The organism is Simiduia sp. (assembly GCF_058345725.1).
Window position 1 is genome coordinate 39,643 of the sequence record NZ_JBTUOC010000037.1, and the last position, 17,111, is coordinate 56,753.

At 57.7% G+C, this 17,111-nt stretch carries 14 protein-coding genes; 7 read left to right on the forward strand and 7 right to left on the reverse strand.

Annotated elements, in window-relative coordinates; genetic code table 11:
• The first annotated feature begins 33 nt into the window (after window positions 1-33).
• On the forward strand, window positions 34-1,542 hold the full coding sequence (locus ACW8F6_RS09430; RefSeq protein ID WP_491575612.1) for an FMN-binding glutamate synthase family protein: 1,509 nt from the start codon (window positions 34-36) through the stop codon (window positions 1,540-1,542).
• On the opposite strand, the gene ACW8F6_RS09435 is transcribed toward ACW8F6_RS09430, so the two are convergent.
• Window positions 1,521-2,789 (reverse strand): hypothetical protein, encoded by a 1,269-nt coding sequence (locus ACW8F6_RS09435; RefSeq protein ID WP_491575613.1) that lies wholly within the window; start codon window positions 2,787-2,789, stop codon window positions 1,521-1,523. The genes ACW8F6_RS09430 and ACW8F6_RS09435 overlap by 22 nt on opposite strands.
• 142 nt (window positions 2,790-2,931) lie before the next feature.
• On the opposite strand from ACW8F6_RS09435, the gene parC reads away from it, so the two are divergent.
• The 3 genes from parC to ACW8F6_RS09450 all read left to right on the forward strand — a co-directional run bounded on the left by parC (window position 2,932) and on the right by ACW8F6_RS09450 (window position 6,740).
• A complete protein-coding gene (gene parC, locus ACW8F6_RS09440; protein WP_491575614.1) occupies window positions 2,932-5,187 on the forward strand; it encodes a DNA topoisomerase IV subunit A in 2,256 nt (751 codons plus the stop codon).
• 79 nt (window positions 5,188-5,266) lie between these two features.
• The gene (locus ACW8F6_RS09445) at window positions 5,267-6,439 is read left to right on the forward strand and encodes a hypothetical protein (protein WP_491575615.1); all 1,173 of its coding nucleotides are present in this window, start codon (window positions 5,267-5,269) and stop codon (window positions 6,437-6,439) included.
• A gap of 37 nt (window positions 6,440-6,476) precedes the next feature.
• Complete coding sequence (locus ACW8F6_RS09450; RefSeq protein ID WP_491575616.1) at window positions 6,477-6,740, forward strand: PilZ domain-containing protein; 264 nt, start codon at window positions 6,477-6,479, stop codon at window positions 6,738-6,740.
• Window positions 6,741-6,778: 38 nt separating this feature from the next.
• Here the strand turns inward: ACW8F6_RS09450 and aceK are convergent, their stop codons facing one another.
• The gene (aceK, locus tag ACW8F6_RS09455) at window positions 6,779-8,551 is read right to left on the reverse strand and encodes a bifunctional isocitrate dehydrogenase kinase/phosphatase (protein ID WP_491575617.1); all 1,773 of its coding nucleotides are present in this window, start codon (window positions 8,549-8,551) and stop codon (window positions 6,779-6,781) included.
• Between the two features lie 78 nt (window positions 8,552-8,629).
• Between aceK and ACW8F6_RS09460 the strand changes: the two genes are divergently transcribed.
• Together ACW8F6_RS09460 and ACW8F6_RS09465 are read left to right on the forward strand one after the other, a co-directional pair.
• Window positions 8,630-9,748, forward strand: a complete 1,119-nt coding sequence (locus ACW8F6_RS09460) for a polysaccharide deacetylase family protein (protein WP_491575618.1) — start codon at window positions 8,630-8,632, stop codon at window positions 9,746-9,748.
• Window positions 9,749-9,925: 177 nt separating this feature from the next.
• The gene (locus ACW8F6_RS09465; protein ID WP_491575619.1) at window positions 9,926-10,135 is read left to right on the forward strand and encodes a cold-shock protein; all 210 of its coding nucleotides are present in this window, start codon (window positions 9,926-9,928) and stop codon (window positions 10,133-10,135) included.
• Between the two features lie 179 nt (window positions 10,136-10,314).
• Here the strand turns inward: ACW8F6_RS09465 and ACW8F6_RS09470 are convergent, their stop codons facing one another.
• From ACW8F6_RS09470 to ACW8F6_RS09485, 4 genes are read right to left on the reverse strand one after another with little or no spacing between them, the layout of a single operon-like run.
• Entirely contained in the window at window positions 10,315-11,277 is a 963-nt protein-coding gene (locus tag ACW8F6_RS09470) for a glucosaminidase domain-containing protein (protein WP_491575620.1), read from the reverse strand.
• Window positions 11,278-11,317: 40 nt separating this feature from the next.
• Complete coding sequence (locus tag ACW8F6_RS09475) at window positions 11,318-11,992, reverse strand: replication protein P (protein ID WP_491575621.1); 675 nt, start codon at window positions 11,990-11,992, stop codon at window positions 11,318-11,320.
• The gene (locus ACW8F6_RS09480; protein WP_491575622.1) at window positions 11,904-13,037 is read right to left on the reverse strand and encodes a DnaT-like ssDNA-binding domain-containing protein; all 1,134 of its coding nucleotides are present in this window, start codon (window positions 13,035-13,037) and stop codon (window positions 11,904-11,906) included. The genes ACW8F6_RS09475 and ACW8F6_RS09480 overlap by 89 nt, the downstream gene beginning before the upstream one ends.
• A 24-nt stretch (window positions 13,038-13,061) precedes the next feature.
• Window positions 13,062-13,583 (reverse strand): type II secretion system protein, encoded by a 522-nt coding sequence (locus ACW8F6_RS09485; protein WP_491575623.1) that lies wholly within the window; start codon window positions 13,581-13,583, stop codon window positions 13,062-13,064.
• 89 nt (window positions 13,584-13,672) lie between these two features.
• Between ACW8F6_RS09485 and radA the strand changes: the two genes are divergently transcribed.
• Complete coding sequence (gene radA, locus ACW8F6_RS09490) at window positions 13,673-15,037, forward strand: DNA repair protein RadA (RefSeq protein WP_491575624.1); 1,365 nt, start codon at window positions 13,673-13,675, stop codon at window positions 15,035-15,037.
• Between the two features lie 569 nt (window positions 15,038-15,606).
• On the opposite strand, the gene ACW8F6_RS09495 is transcribed toward radA, so the two are convergent.
• On the reverse strand, window positions 15,607-17,111 hold a 1,505-nt coding region (locus ACW8F6_RS09495), incomplete at its 5' end, for a carbohydrate-binding protein (protein ID WP_491575625.1).

Here is a 17,111-nt window from a genome sequence, read left to right on the forward strand (position 1 = left end):
AATCAGTCCTAATAACCACAAGAGGGCTGCACTATGGAATGGGGCATTCGGGCACTGGGCCTGTTAGGTGATGTGTTTGTATTGATTATTATTGGGGGGTTGATCTGGGCGGCCATCGCCTATGTGAGCGACCGGTTGCAAACGCGCCACACTATCCGGCGCAACTACCCGGTGATTGGGCGCTTTCGTTATTTGTTCGAGCACCTTGGGGTCTTTTTTCGCCAGTATTTTTTCGCACTGGACCGAGAGGAAATGCCCTTCAATCGGGCAGATCGCACCTGGGTGTACAAGGCGGCTAAAAACAACAGCCTGAATATTGCCTTCGGCTCCACCCGCGACCTGGACAAGCCGGGCACGCCCATTTTCTTGAATGCGCTGATTCCCATTTCATCGACCGTACACGAGCCGCCCGCGCTGCTCACCTTTGGGCCCGATTGCCCAAATCCCTATAGCACGCGGTCAATTTTTAACATTTCCGCCATGAGCTTCGGGGCCCTCTCGGCGCCGGCGGTAGAGGCGCTGTCGAAAGGTGCGGCCCAAGCCGGCTGTTGGTTGAATACCGGTGAAGGCGGGCTGTCGTCCTATCATCTGAGTGGCCACTGCGACATCGTCTATCAAATTGGCACGGCCAAATACGGCGTGCGCGATGCCGAGGGCAATCTGGACGACGACAAACTGGCGGCCATTGGCGCACTCGGCGAAGTCAAAATGTTCGAGATAAAACTCAGCCAGGGTGCCAAACCAGGTAAGGGCGGCATTTTGCCGGCCGACAAGGTCACTCCGGAAATTGCTGCTATTCGCGGAATACCCGTGGGCGAGGCCTCCATCAGCCCCAGCGGTCACACCGAGGTCAAGGCGGTGGGCGATTTGTTGGATTTGGTGGGGCGGGTGCGCACCGCCACCGGCAAGCCCACCGGCATAAAGTTTGTGCTGGGCAATAGCCGCTGGTTGGACGAGCTTTTCTTGCTCATTGGCGAGCGCGGGCAGGCCTGCGCGCCGGATTTTATTACGCTCGATAGCGGCGATGGCGGCTCCGGTGCGGCGCCGCAACCGCTGATGGATAACACCGGTTTACCCATAAAGGAAAGCCTGCCGTTGCTGGTGGCGCTACTAAAAAAATACGGTTTGCGCGAACGCATTCGGGTCATAGTGGCGGGCAAGCTTATCACTCCGTCGGCGGTGGCCGTGGCGCTGTGTGCCGGTGCCGATGCGGTAAATAGCGCGCGCGGATTCATGTTCTCGCTGGGGTGTATTCAGGCGATGCAGTGCAATAAAAACACCTGTCCCGCCGGTGTGACGACGCACAACAAGCGCTTGCAGCGGGGGCTGGTGCCCGCCGACAAAGCCAAGCGGGTGGCTATGTATCACCGTCAGATGACCGAAAGCGTATCGATGATCGCCCACTCTTGTGGCGTTACCGAACCCCGCCAGCTCACCCCGGAGCACGTGCGGTTTGTGACGCGGGCGGGCCACTCGGCCCCGATGCTGGAGTATGTGCTGGCCGAAGACGCGCTAATGGCTCAGGGCTCTTCGTCCAAGTAGATTTCAATGCTCAGCTCTACGCCGGGATCATTCTTAAAGTTGAACTCGCGATCCCAGCGCAGGTAGGGCTGCACTTCCCAGAATAGCCACTCGCGGTAGAAGCGTTTGCGGTAGCGCAACCACACGCGATGGCCCTCGGCCAGCGCCGCTTGATCCACATTGCCGTGGGTGAGGGCGCCCAGGCCCCAGGCCAGATCGCGATCCACCTGGTGCAGATATTCCAGGCTGGTGCTCCAGTCTACGCCGTCAATTTCTTCACTCACATCGTAGCGCTGGCGCCAGCGCAGCACTTCGTTGCGATAGTCGCGCAGCGAGTGATCGAGGTCGATCTGGGTGCGCGCACCGGCGCCCTCATCGCTGCGGTAGAACACACTTTGGCCGCCGGTTAACAGTGCTTTTTCCGACAGTTCCAGCCGGCCGGTGGTATTGGCTTGCACAAAGGCCCGGATGGGCGTGCGCAATTGCAGGCCCGACGAAATGGAGATGTTGTAGTCGTCGGTGGTGCGCAGTGCCCAGCTCAGCGCCGCTGAAAAGGGGTTGCGCTTGTCGTCTTGCGCCGGTGTCACGGAGCGGCGGTCAAGGGTATCGAACAGGGTGTCCGGGTCTTCGTTGGTGAGCAGCAACCGCAGCCGCTGTTGGGTGTGCGGCAGGGTCACGCGGCTGCGCACCGAAAAGGAAAAATCACAGCGCTGTAAATCGCTGCAGTCGAGTTTGGGGGTCAGGCGCAAATCGTGGCTGGCTTTTTGCGGCCCCCGTTTGACGGCAAAGAAATTGTCGAACCACACCACCGGCTCTTTGGCGGTACTGTGCAAATACTCCCGCGTGGCATCCACCCAGTTTTTGTCTTCTTCTTTGACAATGTAAGTGGGCCACAGGTTCGGGTCCGAGAGCGACAATCGAGTGTGCTGCACCGGGTCATCCACAAAGGCCGTGGGTGTCTGATAGGGGCGGTAGTTGTCGATTGGCTTGACGCGCGTGGGCTCGCGGCTGTTGGTGTCGACGGTGAGCGCGCCCAGATTGTAGTGGCCGATATTGCGACTGGCGTCATAGGCGTATAGGTCGGGCCAGTACTCGATGGTGTAAGCCGTGGGCGTTTTGACCAGTTCGCACTGCGCCTCCATGTCGGCCAGCCATTGGCTGACGCTAGTCGCATCAAACCAGTCCGGCTCCGCCAGCAATTGTGCCTGTCCCTGAATGGCAAACAATGCGGCCCAAAGGGGCCATTTTGCCGTTGCGTACTGGTGCATTCCCGCCCCTGCTATCAAACTCAGACTTCCATTCTAGCTGTCCGGACAGACTTTGGGCAGTGGCAGCGACGAGCCGATTTTGGTATAAGCCTCTGCACTCGCCTGGAAACCCCGGGCTGTAATTTGAATCGCAGGAAGTCGCATGTCTGATTTGATCACCGCCATGGCCGCGGATGAACGCATAGCCCTCAAGGAATTCACGGAAAAGGCCTACCTGGATTACTCCATGTACGTCATCCTGGACCGTGCACTGCCCCACGTGGGCGATGGGTTAAAGCCCGTGCAGCGACGCATTATTTACGCCATGAGCGAGCTGGGCCTGAAGGCCAGCGCCAAGTTCAAGAAGTCGGCGCGCACCGTGGGTGATGTGATCGGTAAATTCCACCCGCACGGCGATTCGGCAGCCTACGAGGCCATGGTGCTGATGGCGCAGCCCTTTTCCTACCGCTATCCCTTGGTGGATGGACAGGGTAACTGGGGCTCGCCGGATGATCCCAAGTCGTTTGCCGCCATGCGCTACACCGAGTCGCGCCTGACCAAGTACAGTGAAGTGCTGCTGTCGGAGCTGGGCCAGGGCACCGTCGACTGGCTGCCCAACTTTGACGGCACCCTGGAAGAGCCCGCGGTGTTACCGGCCCAGGTGCCCAATGTCCTGTTGAACGGCACTACGGGTATCGCGGTGGGCATGGCCACCGATATTCCGCCTCACAACCTGCGCGAAGTGGTGGCCGCCACGGTGCACCTGATCGACAACCCCAAGGCATCGGTGGCGGAGTTGTGCGACTTTATTCAAGGGCCGGATATGCCCACCGAGGCCGAGCTGATTACCCCGCGCGAAGACATTATCAAAATGTATGAAAGCGGCCGCGGCAGTTTGCGCATGCGCGCCGTGTGGCTGGAGGAAGACGGCGACGTAGTGGTAACGGCGCTGCCGCACCAGGTCAGCGGCGCCAAAATTCTGGAGCAGATAGCGGCCCAGATGGTGGCAAAGAAGCTGCCGATGGTGGCCGATCTGCGCGACGAATCCGACCATGAAAATCCCACCCGGCTGGTGATAGTGCCACGCTCAAACCGCGTGGATTTGCAGCAGATGATGCAGCACCTGTTTGCCACCACCGATTTGGAGCGCACCTACCGCGTCAATATGAATATGATTGGCATCGACGGTCGCCCCGCGGTTAAAGCGCTCAATACGCTGCTGGCAGAGTGGCTGAGTTTTCGCATGGTCACCACCCGCAAGCGCCTGCAACATCGACTTGAAAAAGTTAACGAGCGCCTGGAGCGCTTGGCGGCGCTGTTAATTGTGTTTTTGAATGTGGATGAAGTGATTCACATCATTCGCACCGAAGACGAGCCCAAGCCCGTGCTGATGGAGCGCTTTAATCTGAACGAGGCGCAGGCAGAATACATTCTGGAAACCAAGTTGCGGCAGTTGGCGCGCCTGGAAGAAATGAAAATTCTGCAGGAGCAAGAGGCGCTGGAAAAAGAGCGCAACGACCTGGAAAAAACACTCGGCTCCGCAGTGCGATTGAAAACGCTGGTTAAAAAAGAATTGCTGGCCGTTATGGAACAGCACGGCGACGAGCGCCGCTCGCCCATTGTTGCGCGTGAAGAGGCCAAGGCCTTTAGCGAAACTGAGCTTATGTCTGCCGACCCCATCACGGTGGTGATATCCGATAAAGGCTGGATTCGCGCGGCCAAGGGCCACGATATCGATCCCGCGTCGCTCAATTACAAAGCCGGCGACAAATTTAAACTGGCGGTGCGAGGCAAAACCAATCAGCCCGTTCTGTTACTGGACTCCACCGGTCGCTCCTATTCTCTGGCGAGTCATAGCTTGCCGTCGGCGCGCGGTCAGGGCGAGCCGATAACAGGCAGTTTGAATCCTCCGAGCGGTGCGACCTTTGAAGGTGCGTTGATGGGCGGCGACGACGATCGGGTGTTGTTGGCCTCCGATGCCGGTTACGGCTTTGTGGCCAAGCTGGCAGATCTGGCCTCGAAAAACCGCGCCGGTAAAGCCTTGGTCAGCCTGCCAAAGGGCGCTCACATCATGCCGCCCAGCCTGGTGACCGATCCCGCTCAGGCGCTGTTGGCGGCCGTGAGTAACGAGGGCCGCTTACTGGTATTCCCGTTGGCCGAGCTGCCGGAGCTGGCGCGCGGCAAAGGCAATAAAATTATGAATATTCCCTCGGCACGCCTGCAGGCACGCGAGGAGTACTTATTGGCTTTAGCGGTGCTCGCAGCGCGCGATGAACTCACCATTTACTCGGGCAAGCGCCACTTAACCTTGAAGGCGAGTGATTTGGAGCACTACCGCGGCGAGCGCGGTCGGCGCGGCAACAAATTACCGCGAGGTTTCCAAAAAGTGGACAGTGTCGAGGTTGTGCACAAGAGCTAATAGGCAAAGGGCCGGAATGCGATAGACTTACTGCCAAGCGATTGCAAAGTGGCCCTGCGGCCGACAAGGAAGGAATAGGATGGGTAAGACACTGTTCAAGCTGGTTGTGGTTTTAGTTGTGCTGCTGTTTGCGGGCCGCTGGTACCTCCAGTGGGATATTAAAAACAGCATCGACGCCGCCATCAACAGTGTCAGCAGCGCCGTCCACGTTAGCTACGACCGGCTGGAAGTGGGCTTTGACGGCAAGGTGGTGGTCAAGCGTATTACGCTCAACGGGCCGGATGAATCCCTGTTTAACGCCTATATCCAGCGCGTTGAAGTGGATATGCAGTCGCTGCCCGAACTCATACAGCGGCGCCTGGGTGGTCAATTACCCGACAAAATGCGCATCAGCGTCAAAGGTGTTACCGCCAATTTAGGCAATCTGGCCGAGCTGTCGGAGTCGGCCGTGGATTGCATGGATCCGGCGCACCAGCCGGCCGATTGGATGCTGGGCCTGGATCAGGACAGCAACTGGGTCATCGATTACACCTATACACCGGGCAATCGCGAGCTGACTGCCAATTTTGACATTGAAGTGCCCGGCGCCTACGCCTTGAAAACGCAGCTGCGATTGAGCGATGTTTCGGCCAATTTCCGCCGTGTGGGCGGCTTGGATATGGTGCGCGTGGCCTATCAGGATATCCGAGGTATTGAAGCTTGGCGCAGCTATTGCGCGCAGCGTCACGAGCTGGAGGTCGACGCCTTTCTGGCGCGCCACGTGGCGGCCATGGAAACCCATCTGAATTACCGCGGTCTGAGTTTGTCCGACACGGCACGCGCCGCCTACCAGCAGTTGCTAACGGAATCCGGCAATATTACGGCCCGTTGGGTGTTGGGTTTAAAGCTGCAGCAGCCGCTGGCGCCCGAACAATTGGAAAGCCTGGTGGTGGACCGCCTGGAACTGGAACTAGCAGGCACGCCAGTTTCGCCTATATTTAATAAGGTAGCGCCCAAGCGCCCGGCTGCGCGCGCACCGCTGCAGCCTAAAACGGTGGCACCGCCGCCGGCACCCATCGAGGTGACGTTTGAAGAGGCGCGCGATTATGTGGGGCGTACGGTTTCGGTGGTGACGGGCAGTAAAACCACCCAGGGTACCTTGCTCAGTGTGGGAGAATCTGAGTTGGTGCTGGAGGTGGTTAACGAGGGCATGAACCGCTTCTCAATTACCTATTACCGCAGCCGTTTGGACCGCATTTTAGTTGAGCCATAGCCGTCGCAAGCGGGGCGGCCAAGAGACGGAGTAGCCTATGGGCACAGATAACCGCCGCTATCCTCGTATTCCCGTGCGATGCCGCGTACTCATCAGCCACGACAGTTGTGGTGAAGTGTTGGCCCAAACTCGCGATATATCAGATGGCGGTATTTTTATCGTGACCAACCCCGAATCTTTACCGCCTATTGGAACTTTGGTGCGTGGTCAGGTGCAGGGCATGCTGGTGGATGCGCCGGTGGTGGACATGGAAATAGTGCGCATAGAGCCAGGTGGTATTGGGTTGAGATTTTGCACCTGAAGGTGCGCTGTTGGGTCTCGCTTAAGCCGGTCATCGAATTAATTTTTGCGCTCGAAACGCTGGTGACGTCGATAGGGAAAGGTGTCGTTGATTTTGCCGGCGTTAAGCTCATCTTGAATAGTCTGCCAAAACCGGAAGTCGTACAAATCGCTGTGGCGGTTTTCAAAGGCGCGTTTAGCTGCGGGATTGCCGCTAAAAAATAGCCGAAATTCCTCCGGAAATATGTCAAATTCTCCCACGGTGTACCAGGGGCGGTCAGCCATCTCTTCACTTTCATTGCGCGGCTCGGGAATTTTCCGAAAGACGCACTCGGTTATTAAGCAAATTTCGTCGTAGTCGTAAAACACCACGCGGCCGTGGCGGGTGACGCCAAAATTCTTTAGTAACATGTCGCCGGTAAAAATATTGACGGCGGCCAATTGCTTGATGGTGTTGCCGTATTCGTCCATTACCTCTTCTATCTGACTGGGGGTGGCAGTGTCCAGGTACAGATTGAGCGGCACCATGCGGCGCTCGGTATAGAGGTGCTTAATGATCACCAGTCGGTCGGTGATGATTAGCTTAGAGGGCGCAACCGCTTGTAATTCCTCCAGCAGTTCGCTGCTAAATCGGTTTCGGTAGAAAATAAAATTACTGTACTCCTGGGTGTCGGCCATGCGCCCGGCTCGATCTGAGCGCGAAACAAGTTTGTACTTTTCTTTGACAATGGCCTCGGTAACCTTTTTTGGTGGATCAAAGCGGTCCTTGATGATTTTAAATACCACATTGTAGGAGGGCAGAGTGAATACCGTCATCACCATACCCTTGATGCCGGGTGCGATTACAAACTTATCGTCGCTGTGCTTCATGTGGGTTATCACATCGCGATAAAACTCCGTTTTACCGTGCTTATTAAAACCGATGGCGTTGTACAATTCGGCAATGTCTTTACGCGGCATAATAGATCGTAAAAATTTTACGAAGCGCGATGGTATAGGGGCATCCACCATAAAGTACGAGCGAGTAAAGCTGAAGACACGGCTGGCGCTGTCGCGGTCGAGCAATACTGTGTCTGCGTAGATGCCACCCTGTTCGTTGTTTTGAAAGGGCACAATAACGGGAAAGATAAACTCACCTAGTACGGCTCGACCCACCATGTATGCGCCTTTGTTGCGATAAAAAATCGATTCCAAAATATCGATGCGCATTTCGTGCAAAGGTAAATCCCGCCGGTGGCGCAGGTATTTTTCGATGACCGCCACTATGCGTTTTACGTCTCTTTCCTTATCCTCCCAGGGAACAGAAAATTCAAAGTCGTCAAAGATTCGGTACACCAGGTTTTCGAAACCGAATTCTGCACTGTAGCTAAAGTAGATGGCGTAGTCTCGCAGTTGCTTGTTGTCCTCTTGTTTGGAGGGTTTGACAAATAAATTGCGGTCGTGAATTTGCTGGTGATCGAACAGGTTGCAAAAAATGGAATTAAAAAATGTTTCGGCAATTTCGTAATTACTGTGATTGCTAACCAGTAGTGCATAGGCCTGCCGGGCCTGTTGCCAAATGTCCAGGCTCAATACGTTTTTGCTGGTGACCCCGCGCACCAATTTGCACACCTGCTCTACTTTGGTCTTGTAGAGCTCGATGCGCTCGCGGTGGGTGTCTTGCACGGCGGCCCAATTACAAGTCTCGAACCGGGCCTTGGCACCCAGCGTCATATTCTGAAAATCGGCAAAGTAGGCGTCAAAGCCATTGAGTATGGTTTTGGCAATGCGCTTAGCACTCGGCGTCAGGGTCGCGTTTGCTTGGCTATTGGCGGGGTGCGGGGCGTTGGACATGGCGCTAGGCTCACTGCAGAATGTCTGCTCTTAGTATATGGTGTGCAGCTAAATCATACAGGGCGAGAGGAGCGGAAATTGGCAGATAGTGGGCATTTGTTTCGGCAATGGTTGCCGTCCGCGAACCGCTGGCGCGCACTGATTGGCGGCCTGTTGGCGCTGTGCCTGTGGGCGCCAGCAGCGCAGGCACTGGTTATCTTGCAATACCACCATGTGAGCAGCTCAACACCCGCGGCCACCAGTATTTCGCCCGAGGCATTCGAGGCGCAAATGGCGCATCTGGCCGCGAGCGGCTTTGCGGTGATCGGACTACCCGAACTGCTGCAGCACATCGCCAAGCAGCAGCCCCTGCCAGATCGCACGGCGCTCATTACCTTTGACGACGCTTACCAATCCATACGACACACGGCCCATCCCATTCTCAAGCGCCACGGCTGGCCCTATGTGGTGTTTGTGAGTACCGAGGCCGTCGATCAGGGCGTGCGCGGCATGTTGAGCTGGGACGATTTGCGCGCCTTGGCTGGCGAGGGCGTGGCCATTGCTAATCACACGGTGCGCCACAGTCATCTGGTGCGCAGCCAAGCCGGTGACCAGCAACAATGGCGCGCGCAGGTGCTGCAGGAAATTCAAGGTGCACAGGTGCGCATTCGCGCCGAGGTGGGCCACGATTTTAAGGCCCTGGCGTTTCCCTATGGGGAATTCAATCAGGCCTTATTGGAGTTGCTTAATGCGCTCGGATTTGTCGGCTTTGGGCAGCAGTCGGGGGCGGCATCGCTGCGCGATCTGCCGGCGCTGCCGCGTTTTCCCTTCGGCGGGCGCTATGTGACGGTGTCGGACTTTGCCCAAAAACTGCAGGCCCTGCCGATGCCACTCGAGACTGAAGCGCTGCTAGACGAGGGCGGCCAGCCCCTGGTAGACGGCGTGTTGCCGGTGTCTGTTCGACGCCCTCAGCTGCGCCTGCGATTTAGCCAGCCCGAGCTGGGCGCGCGCACTGCGTGCTACGTGAGTCAACAGGGACGGGCCCAAGTGACAGCAGTGGATGCGCAGACCTACGTTTTCCAGGCTGAGTCGGCCTTGGCCGCTGGGCGCTCGCGCTATAACTGTACGGCACCCAGCGCCGAGCCTGGGCGCTATCACTGGTTCTCTATGCCCTTTCTAAGCCGCAATCGCGATGGTAGCTGGCCTGCCGAGCCTTAGCGGGCGCCGATGGCAAATGCAGGCTTGTACTCCTGTCAAGACCCACCTAAAATGGTTTTGCTTTACCGTTTTGCTGCTCAGCCGTTAGACATTTTGCCTTGCTCTGCGCTGCTAGATGGATAAGTTTCAAAAACGCCAACGCAGCTGGCAATGTTTAATTGTAAGACGAGGTCTTAAATGTCTAATTTGCACAATGGTGTCGTTAAGTGGTTTAACGACGAGAAAGGTTACGGTTTCCTGCAGCAAGAATCTGGTCCCGATGTATTCGTACACTTCCGCGCGATCAACGGTAACGGCCGCAAGACTCTGGTAGAAGGTCAGTCTGTGACTTTCGAAATCACTCAGGGCCAGAAAGGTCCTCAGGCAGAGAATGTTACCCCAGGCTGAGCCTAGCGTAATCTCTGAAAAAACCCGGCAACCGCCGGGTTTTTTTTGATGTACAGGAAGTACGAATGCTGCGTAGGACAGGACGTCCGAGAGCAGCGCGATGTACAGGAAGTGCGAATGCTGCGTAAGGCTGCTTGTGCTGCACACGCCGCGGTGTCAGGCCTGGGCGTCCGCGGGCATCACTCCAGCTTGTTGTACCGAATCAAGTGGCGCAACTCGTCGATATAGGCCTGGCCGCGGCTCGAGTAGGCCTCCAGGCCGGCCACCATGTCGTAGCCGCGCAGCGGTTGATTGTTGGCGCGGGCGCGCTCGCGGATATCGCGAATTTCGCTATAGCGGTGAAAGGCATTGATGTTCAGAAAGTAGGCGGCGATGGCCTGGTCGACGCTGTCGAACTTGGCCACCTCGTAGGTCTCGCCGGCCGGCCGGCTGGTGGGCACTACGCCACAGCCCGGGCTAAAGCACCACTGGCCAAACAGGTTGTTGGCTTCCTGGGCAAAGCGCGAGCGACCCCAGGCCGATTCGATGGCCGCCTGCGCCAATACCATGGAGACCGGAATGGTATCCATGCGCCGCATCAAGACCTCGAGCGCCTGCGTGTGACTGGCCTCTTTCGCCACCTTGTAGCTTTCGCGCACCAAGGCCATGTAGCGCTGCTGGCTTTGGCTCAGCGGTTGGCCGTTGGCCAAGCGAATTTCAATGCCCTTTAAGATAAGACGGCGTTCGCGAATTAGCTGGTTTTGGTACTGCACGGCCGGGCGCAAATAGTCGAAGAAGGCCTGCTTGCGGGCCGGTGTGTCGGCGATGGCGCTGAAGTCCGGCAGCCGGCTGTAGTCGTGGCCCGTGTTGAGCTCGGTTTTTAGTACGCCGTCATTGCGCACGATGGTAAGGCGCGACAGGTATTTGTCGGCGTAGTCTTTGAATTCAATTTGGCTCGCCTCAAGCTGCATGGCTTCCAGTACGGCCTGAGCGGTGAGTCGCTCTTCAGCGGATTCACCGGTCAGTGACAAGCCGGGTTCGCGCAAGAAAGTACGCCGCTCCTCCAGCGGCGACACTAATAGCCAGTAGGTCAGTGCCAACACACCCAGGGCATAACCCAATAACACGGCGGCAAGCAGATTGCCGCGACCCAAATGACGCATAGAGGAACTCCGAAAGTTAGCAGGTAGCAAAGGCGAAGGCTTAGTCCAGGCCCATCTGCTTTTTTAAGTCCGTTAATCGGGCCAGATTTTCATCTTTGCTGAGCGGGCGCTCGATGTGCTCAGGCAGGGCCTTGCGCTCTGGCAGCGCCAGCTTGTGACCCTGACGCACCTGATCGCACAGCGTTTTATAGTGCTCGGCAAATACCGGCAGGGCGGTGCGCTCGGGGTTGTTTGCTAAAAAGTACCAGTCGCTAGCCTTGCCGGCTAGGTAGACCGCTGGGTGGCTCCAGGCGTAGCCGGATTTGGGCGAAGGCGCATTGCAGGCTTCGACGTAGGCTGCGTGTACTTCGGGTAGCCCGTGGGCGCTGTTATCGCCCTCGCAGGCCACGATCATCTTGTGCACAGTGGGCAGGTAGTCCGATCGCTCGATCACGCGTTTTGCTCCGCGCAGAATCACCGCCGGGCTAAAGCGCGCCAGGGACTCCAGCCACAGGCGTTTGGCCAGACTCAGCGACTCCATATCGGGAAAGGCCGCAAAATACTGGTTGTGGTAATTCAATCGAAACAATTCAAACACTTGGTTAATGGTGTCGATGTGTTCCGGACCGGCTTTGGGGCGCGCCTGATCAGAGTGCCCAGCTGCGGTCGGTGAGCTGTTCGCTGACTGAGCGATCGCGTGTTCGGCCTGATTGAGCAGGGTTTTGCTGTCTTGCATGTCCGTTACCTTGGGCTAGCGGTGAGCCATTTAAGCGTTTGGCCCACTGATATTTGACGTGTTGCAGAAACTTGGTGTTCCACGAGCTGTGCAACTGGTGGGTATCGCGCCAGTAGATGACAAATTCTTTCAGCTGCTGTTTTGCAAAGTGTAAATCAATATTGGCCAGCGCCAGCACTTCGTACACATCGGGCGACGGGGTCCAGTCTGGGCTGATGGGGCGCGGCTCAGTGTCGTATTGCAGGGTCGCTTGGTAGCGTGCCCACTGACGGCGTACGTGCTGAATAAACTTACTGTTCCAGGTACGCGAAGGCTCACCCCGCTCGCGCCAGTAGAGCACAAATTCGGCGATGGCGTCTTCCACAAAGCACTGGTTGATGGCCGCGTGCCGCACCAGCACGTCGATGGCATCGGAACTGGGCCGCCAGCCACTGGTCATTGGCTGCTCGCGCTCGCGTCGGCTGAAATCCGTTTCCTGCTCGCGCCACTTGCGGATCACCTGCTGCATGAACTTGGCATTCCAGGAGTGCGCCGCCTGGCCTTGGTCGCGCCAGTAGGTCACAAATTCGGGGATCTGGGCGCGCGCAAACTGGTTGGGAATATTGTGTTGTGCCAGTTGCACATACACCTCTTCACCCGGTTGCCAGTTGGGGGCTATGGGCTGTGCGCCGGGCGCCGGCTGACTGTTGCGCAGCAGTGGGCTGTGGCTCTGGTAGGCGGGTTGCCCCGCCGTTTGGGTGCGCTCGTTAATGGCGAAGCGCAGCGACTGGCTCTCGTGGTAGGGCGCTGTGGAAATCAGCAACACGCCCTTATCGCGCAAGCTTTTGGCGATGCGCGCTATGTCGTGGTCGCGCCAGAAAGGCATTAATTTCTGTACCTGTTCGCGCTGCAGGTGGCACCAGTTGTAGCCGTTGCTGGGCTGGCTGGGGTAATAGCTCAGCGCGTCGCTGAGCAGGCTCAGCAGCGTGGCTTCTTCGAGTCCCAATGTGGCGGCCAGAGAGGGGCTGATGCAGATGGGGCGTTCAGGTATGAGTGATTGGGTCATGGCGCTACTTTACCACCGAAGGCCCTAGAGGTTCACCACCACGCGCCCGGTGTTTGAGTAGAATTCGATGTTTTTACTGGGGGCGGTCCGGTCGGAATAACGGCAGTTGTTACCGCCCAGATACAGGGCCCGAAAATCACTGCTGGCACCGGCGGAAACGCTGGGTGCGCCCGGCTCCATCACTGCGCGCCAAACGTCCAAACAGTCGTTAGTGGAGTTGAGCGTTAAGCTGACGCCGCGGGTGTCGGCCGGCCAGCCGTTGGCGTTGACGCTGAGGTCGCCGCCGGCCTGGGCCGGGGGCAGGGCGATCATATTCAATTGGGCCCCGGGCGAACCCTTGACCAGCCAGTAGGCGTGCACCTGGTCGACCCCGGCCTTAAAGCTGGCGCCAATGGCGCGTAGCTTGGCGTCTCTGGCCTCTTGCGCCAGGTTGATAAATTTGGGTGTGGCCACGGCCGCCACTATGCCCAGTATGAGCAGCACCGCAATCAGTTCGATCAAGGTAAAACCCCATGGGGTGGCACTGGCTCGGCGGTTTCGGTTCATGGCGTCTGCAGGTGTATTGACGTTGTTTGCGCCCTTGTTACTTGGGGTACACTGCCGGCTATTCAATACGGGTTTGGAATGGAGGCAGTGTGGCCAAGGCTAAAATGGCATTTGTATGCAATGACTGTGGCGCGGATTACCGCAAATGGCAAGGCCAGTGCGCTGAGTGCCAGGCCTGGAACACCATTGTGGAGATTCGCCTGGCGCCCGCTAAATCGGCGCGCAGCGAAACCTTCACCGGCTTTGCTGGCGCCACCACGGGCAAGGTGCAGAAACTTTCCGACATCAGCCTGGACGACCTGCCGCGCTTTAGCAGCGGTATGGAGGAGTTTGACCGGGTGCTGGGCGGCGGCCTGGTGCCGGGCTCGGTGGTCCTCATCGGCGGTCACCCGGGCGCCGGCAAATCCACGCTCTTGCTGCAGACCCTGTGCAAGCTGGCCGAGTCCATGTCGGCCCTGTACGTGACCGGCGAGGAATCCCTGCAGCAGGTGGCCATGCGCGCCCGGCGCCTGCATCTGCCCGCCGATAAATTGTCGATGCTATCTGAAACCAGTATCGAGCAAATCGCCGCCCAGGCCGAGACCATGCAGCCCAAGGTTATGGTGGTGGACTCCATTCAAGTCATGCACGTGAGCGATGTGCAATCGGCACCGGGCTCGGTGACCCAGGTGCGCGAAAGCGCCGCGTTTTTAACGCGCTTTGCCAAGCAGACGGGCACGGTTTTGTTGCTGGTGGGGCATGTTACCAAAGACGGCTCGCTCGCCGGCCCCAAGGTGCTAGAGCACATGATCGATTGCTCCATCTTGTTGGAGGGCAGCCACGATTCCCGCTACCGCACGCTGCGCGGCAACAAAAATCGCTTTGGTGCGGTCAACGAGCTGGGGGTGTTTGCCATGACCGAGCAAGGGCTGCGCGAAGTTACCAATCCATCGGCCATTTTCTTGCAGCGCGCAGAGGATATTGCCTCTGGTTCCATTGTCGTTGTTGTGTGGGAGGGCACGCGCCCGCTGTTAGTGGAGGTGCAGGCCCTGGTGGATGGCTCCTCGCTCGGCAATCCACGGCGCGTGGCCGTGGGACTGGACCAAAATCGACTGGCCATGTTGCTGGCGGTGCTGCACCGCCACGGCGGCATTATGGTGGGCGATCAGGATGTATTTGTGAATGTGGTGGGCGGTGTCAAGGTGGGCGAAACAAGCGTCGACTTGGCGCTGCTGCTGGCCATTGTCTCGAGCTTTCGCGACCAAGCGCTACCGCAAGATCTTATTGCCTTTGGCGAAGTGGGTCTGTCAGGCGAGATACGCCCCGTGCCCTCGGGCCAGGAGCGCCTGCGCGAGGCCGCCAAACACGGCTTTAAACGCGCCATCGTGCCCAAGGCCAATGCGCCCAAAGGCGGTGTGGCAGGGATGGAGATAGTGACGGTGAAAAATTTATCCGAGGCGTTGGAGGCCATTTAGCACTCATTATGTGGCTGTGGTAATCCCTCCAAAATTAATCCGCTTGTGAGGGCAGGATCTAACGGCCTGTGTTTAAGGATTATGCTTGCTAGGGAAACATGAAGAAAATTACTGTCCGACACTTTGCATCAAAAACAGTGCCCTACCGAAAAACTGTAGATTGGGAAAGTGTATTGGTGGAAGTTTTTGTGGGTCTAATGCTGGCGGTATTTGCATGGCTGGGCTATTCGACTGGTATCGTCCTGCTCGCTATTTTGTGCACAATGGGGCTGTTTTTGTGCCTGCTGTCGATCTTGCACCGAATATATTTACGGCTGAGGTATGGCGTAGAAAAGTAGCCACCAGTGGCGCTGTGGTTGCGCTTTTCCTGCGCACCTATTTCGTGTGCGTGTGCGTCTTCTTAGCAGATACGCTTTCGTTTAAACCGTTCGCCTCTCGGATGTTCGGGTAACTGAAAATATTTGCCGTTGCAGAAATAATCTATAAAAAATGGGGTGCGCCATTGCGTACCCCAGTGCTCGGCACCGTTTATACTGGTGCCGAATGTGCGCGATACATCTTGTTCAACGCTAGAGATCTTGCTGAATTAATTCAAACGAACCCTGCGAGCTGGCGTCGGCTTCAAACTCGCCGGTAATGGGCGAAAAGGTGTAGTAATCCACCTTGTCTTCCAGCGGTTTAAACAGGTAATAGCGCAGTTTCATGACTTCCTGTGCATCGCACTGGTAGTCGATCACAAAATTATTCGATACGCCGCCCTGCGGCCCTTGCGTCACATAATGTGCCTCGCGCTGGCAAGAGTGGCCGGCGTTAGACAGGGCGATATTGTCGAATTTTGTGAGCAGCTGATTTTTAACGTGATCGGTTTCCCAGGTGTCGTGGGTGGCCAGCAACACCTTGTGGTTGGGGTGGTTGGCCAGTACGCCCTTGGCCCAGTTGATGCCGGTGGCGTCGTAGTTGGAAAACTGATCATAGGATTGCAGGTGCAAAAACAAATAGCTTTCGGCGCCAATGGTCAGGGTGCCGTAGTTATTTTGAATGCCGCCGCTGTCGCCGCGGTACCACGGCTGGTTGGCAAACATCGACACCGGAAAGTACTCGTTCAGGCGCGCCAGGCTGTCGTGGTTGCCGGGCACGGGCATGAACGGGACCTGGCCGTTTAATTTATACCAGGCCGCGCTGGCGTTGTCCCACTCCCAGCGCTGATCCCAAGCTTCGGTGATATCGCCCAAGCCCTGCACAAACTGCACATTGAGCTGGTCTTTTTTAGCGACGATCCAATCGAAGGCGGCGTGCATGTGGGCGATGGGGGCATTGGCCCGGTTCTGGGAGTAGTGCTGGGTGTCGGGCACGGTGATCAGCGTCCACTCGCCGCGACTGCGATCGGCGGTGTGCACGCCGTCCGGGTCGGGCAGGGTGCCAGCTTCGGCAAACTGGATATAGTTCAGGTTGAAGTTGCCGCTATCTATGTGCACGCGCAGGGTGTGCTGGCCCGCGGGCAGGTTGACCTGGCCGCCGCTGACCGAGCGAAATGCCTGCCAGCCACCGGTATCGCGCAAGTTAATGGTGTTGCCCAGCGGCTCGCCGTTCAGGCTGAAGTGCAGTGCGCCGGCAAAGCCCTGACTGGCGGCGCGCAGGCTTACATCGTAGGCGCCAGCCTGGGTGACATTGACGGTGTAGTCCAGCCATTCGCCGGCCTCGGTCCAACCCAGATTGAAGCCGCCGCCGTTGTCGGTGGTGGCTTCCAGGTCTACGCCGTCGGTGCGCAGGGCGCCACCGCGATTTTCGGGGTCGGCATCACTGTAGGCCTGGCCGTTGGCACAGGCCTCGTTGTAGTACTCGGCCTCGACTTTACCGGGCAGGGTTTGCGGCTGGTTTTGGTAGGCGCGGCTGCCCACGCAGGGCGCGGAGTCATCGTCGTAGACGCGCACATAGTCCACGTATAAACGCTGCGGAAAGCTGGAGCTGCTATCCGGGCTGCCGGGCCAGTTGCCGCCCACTGCCACGTTTAGTAGCAGCCAGAACGGCTGGTCGTAGACCCATTCGCCATAGGCTTCCACCTGTGCGCGGGTGA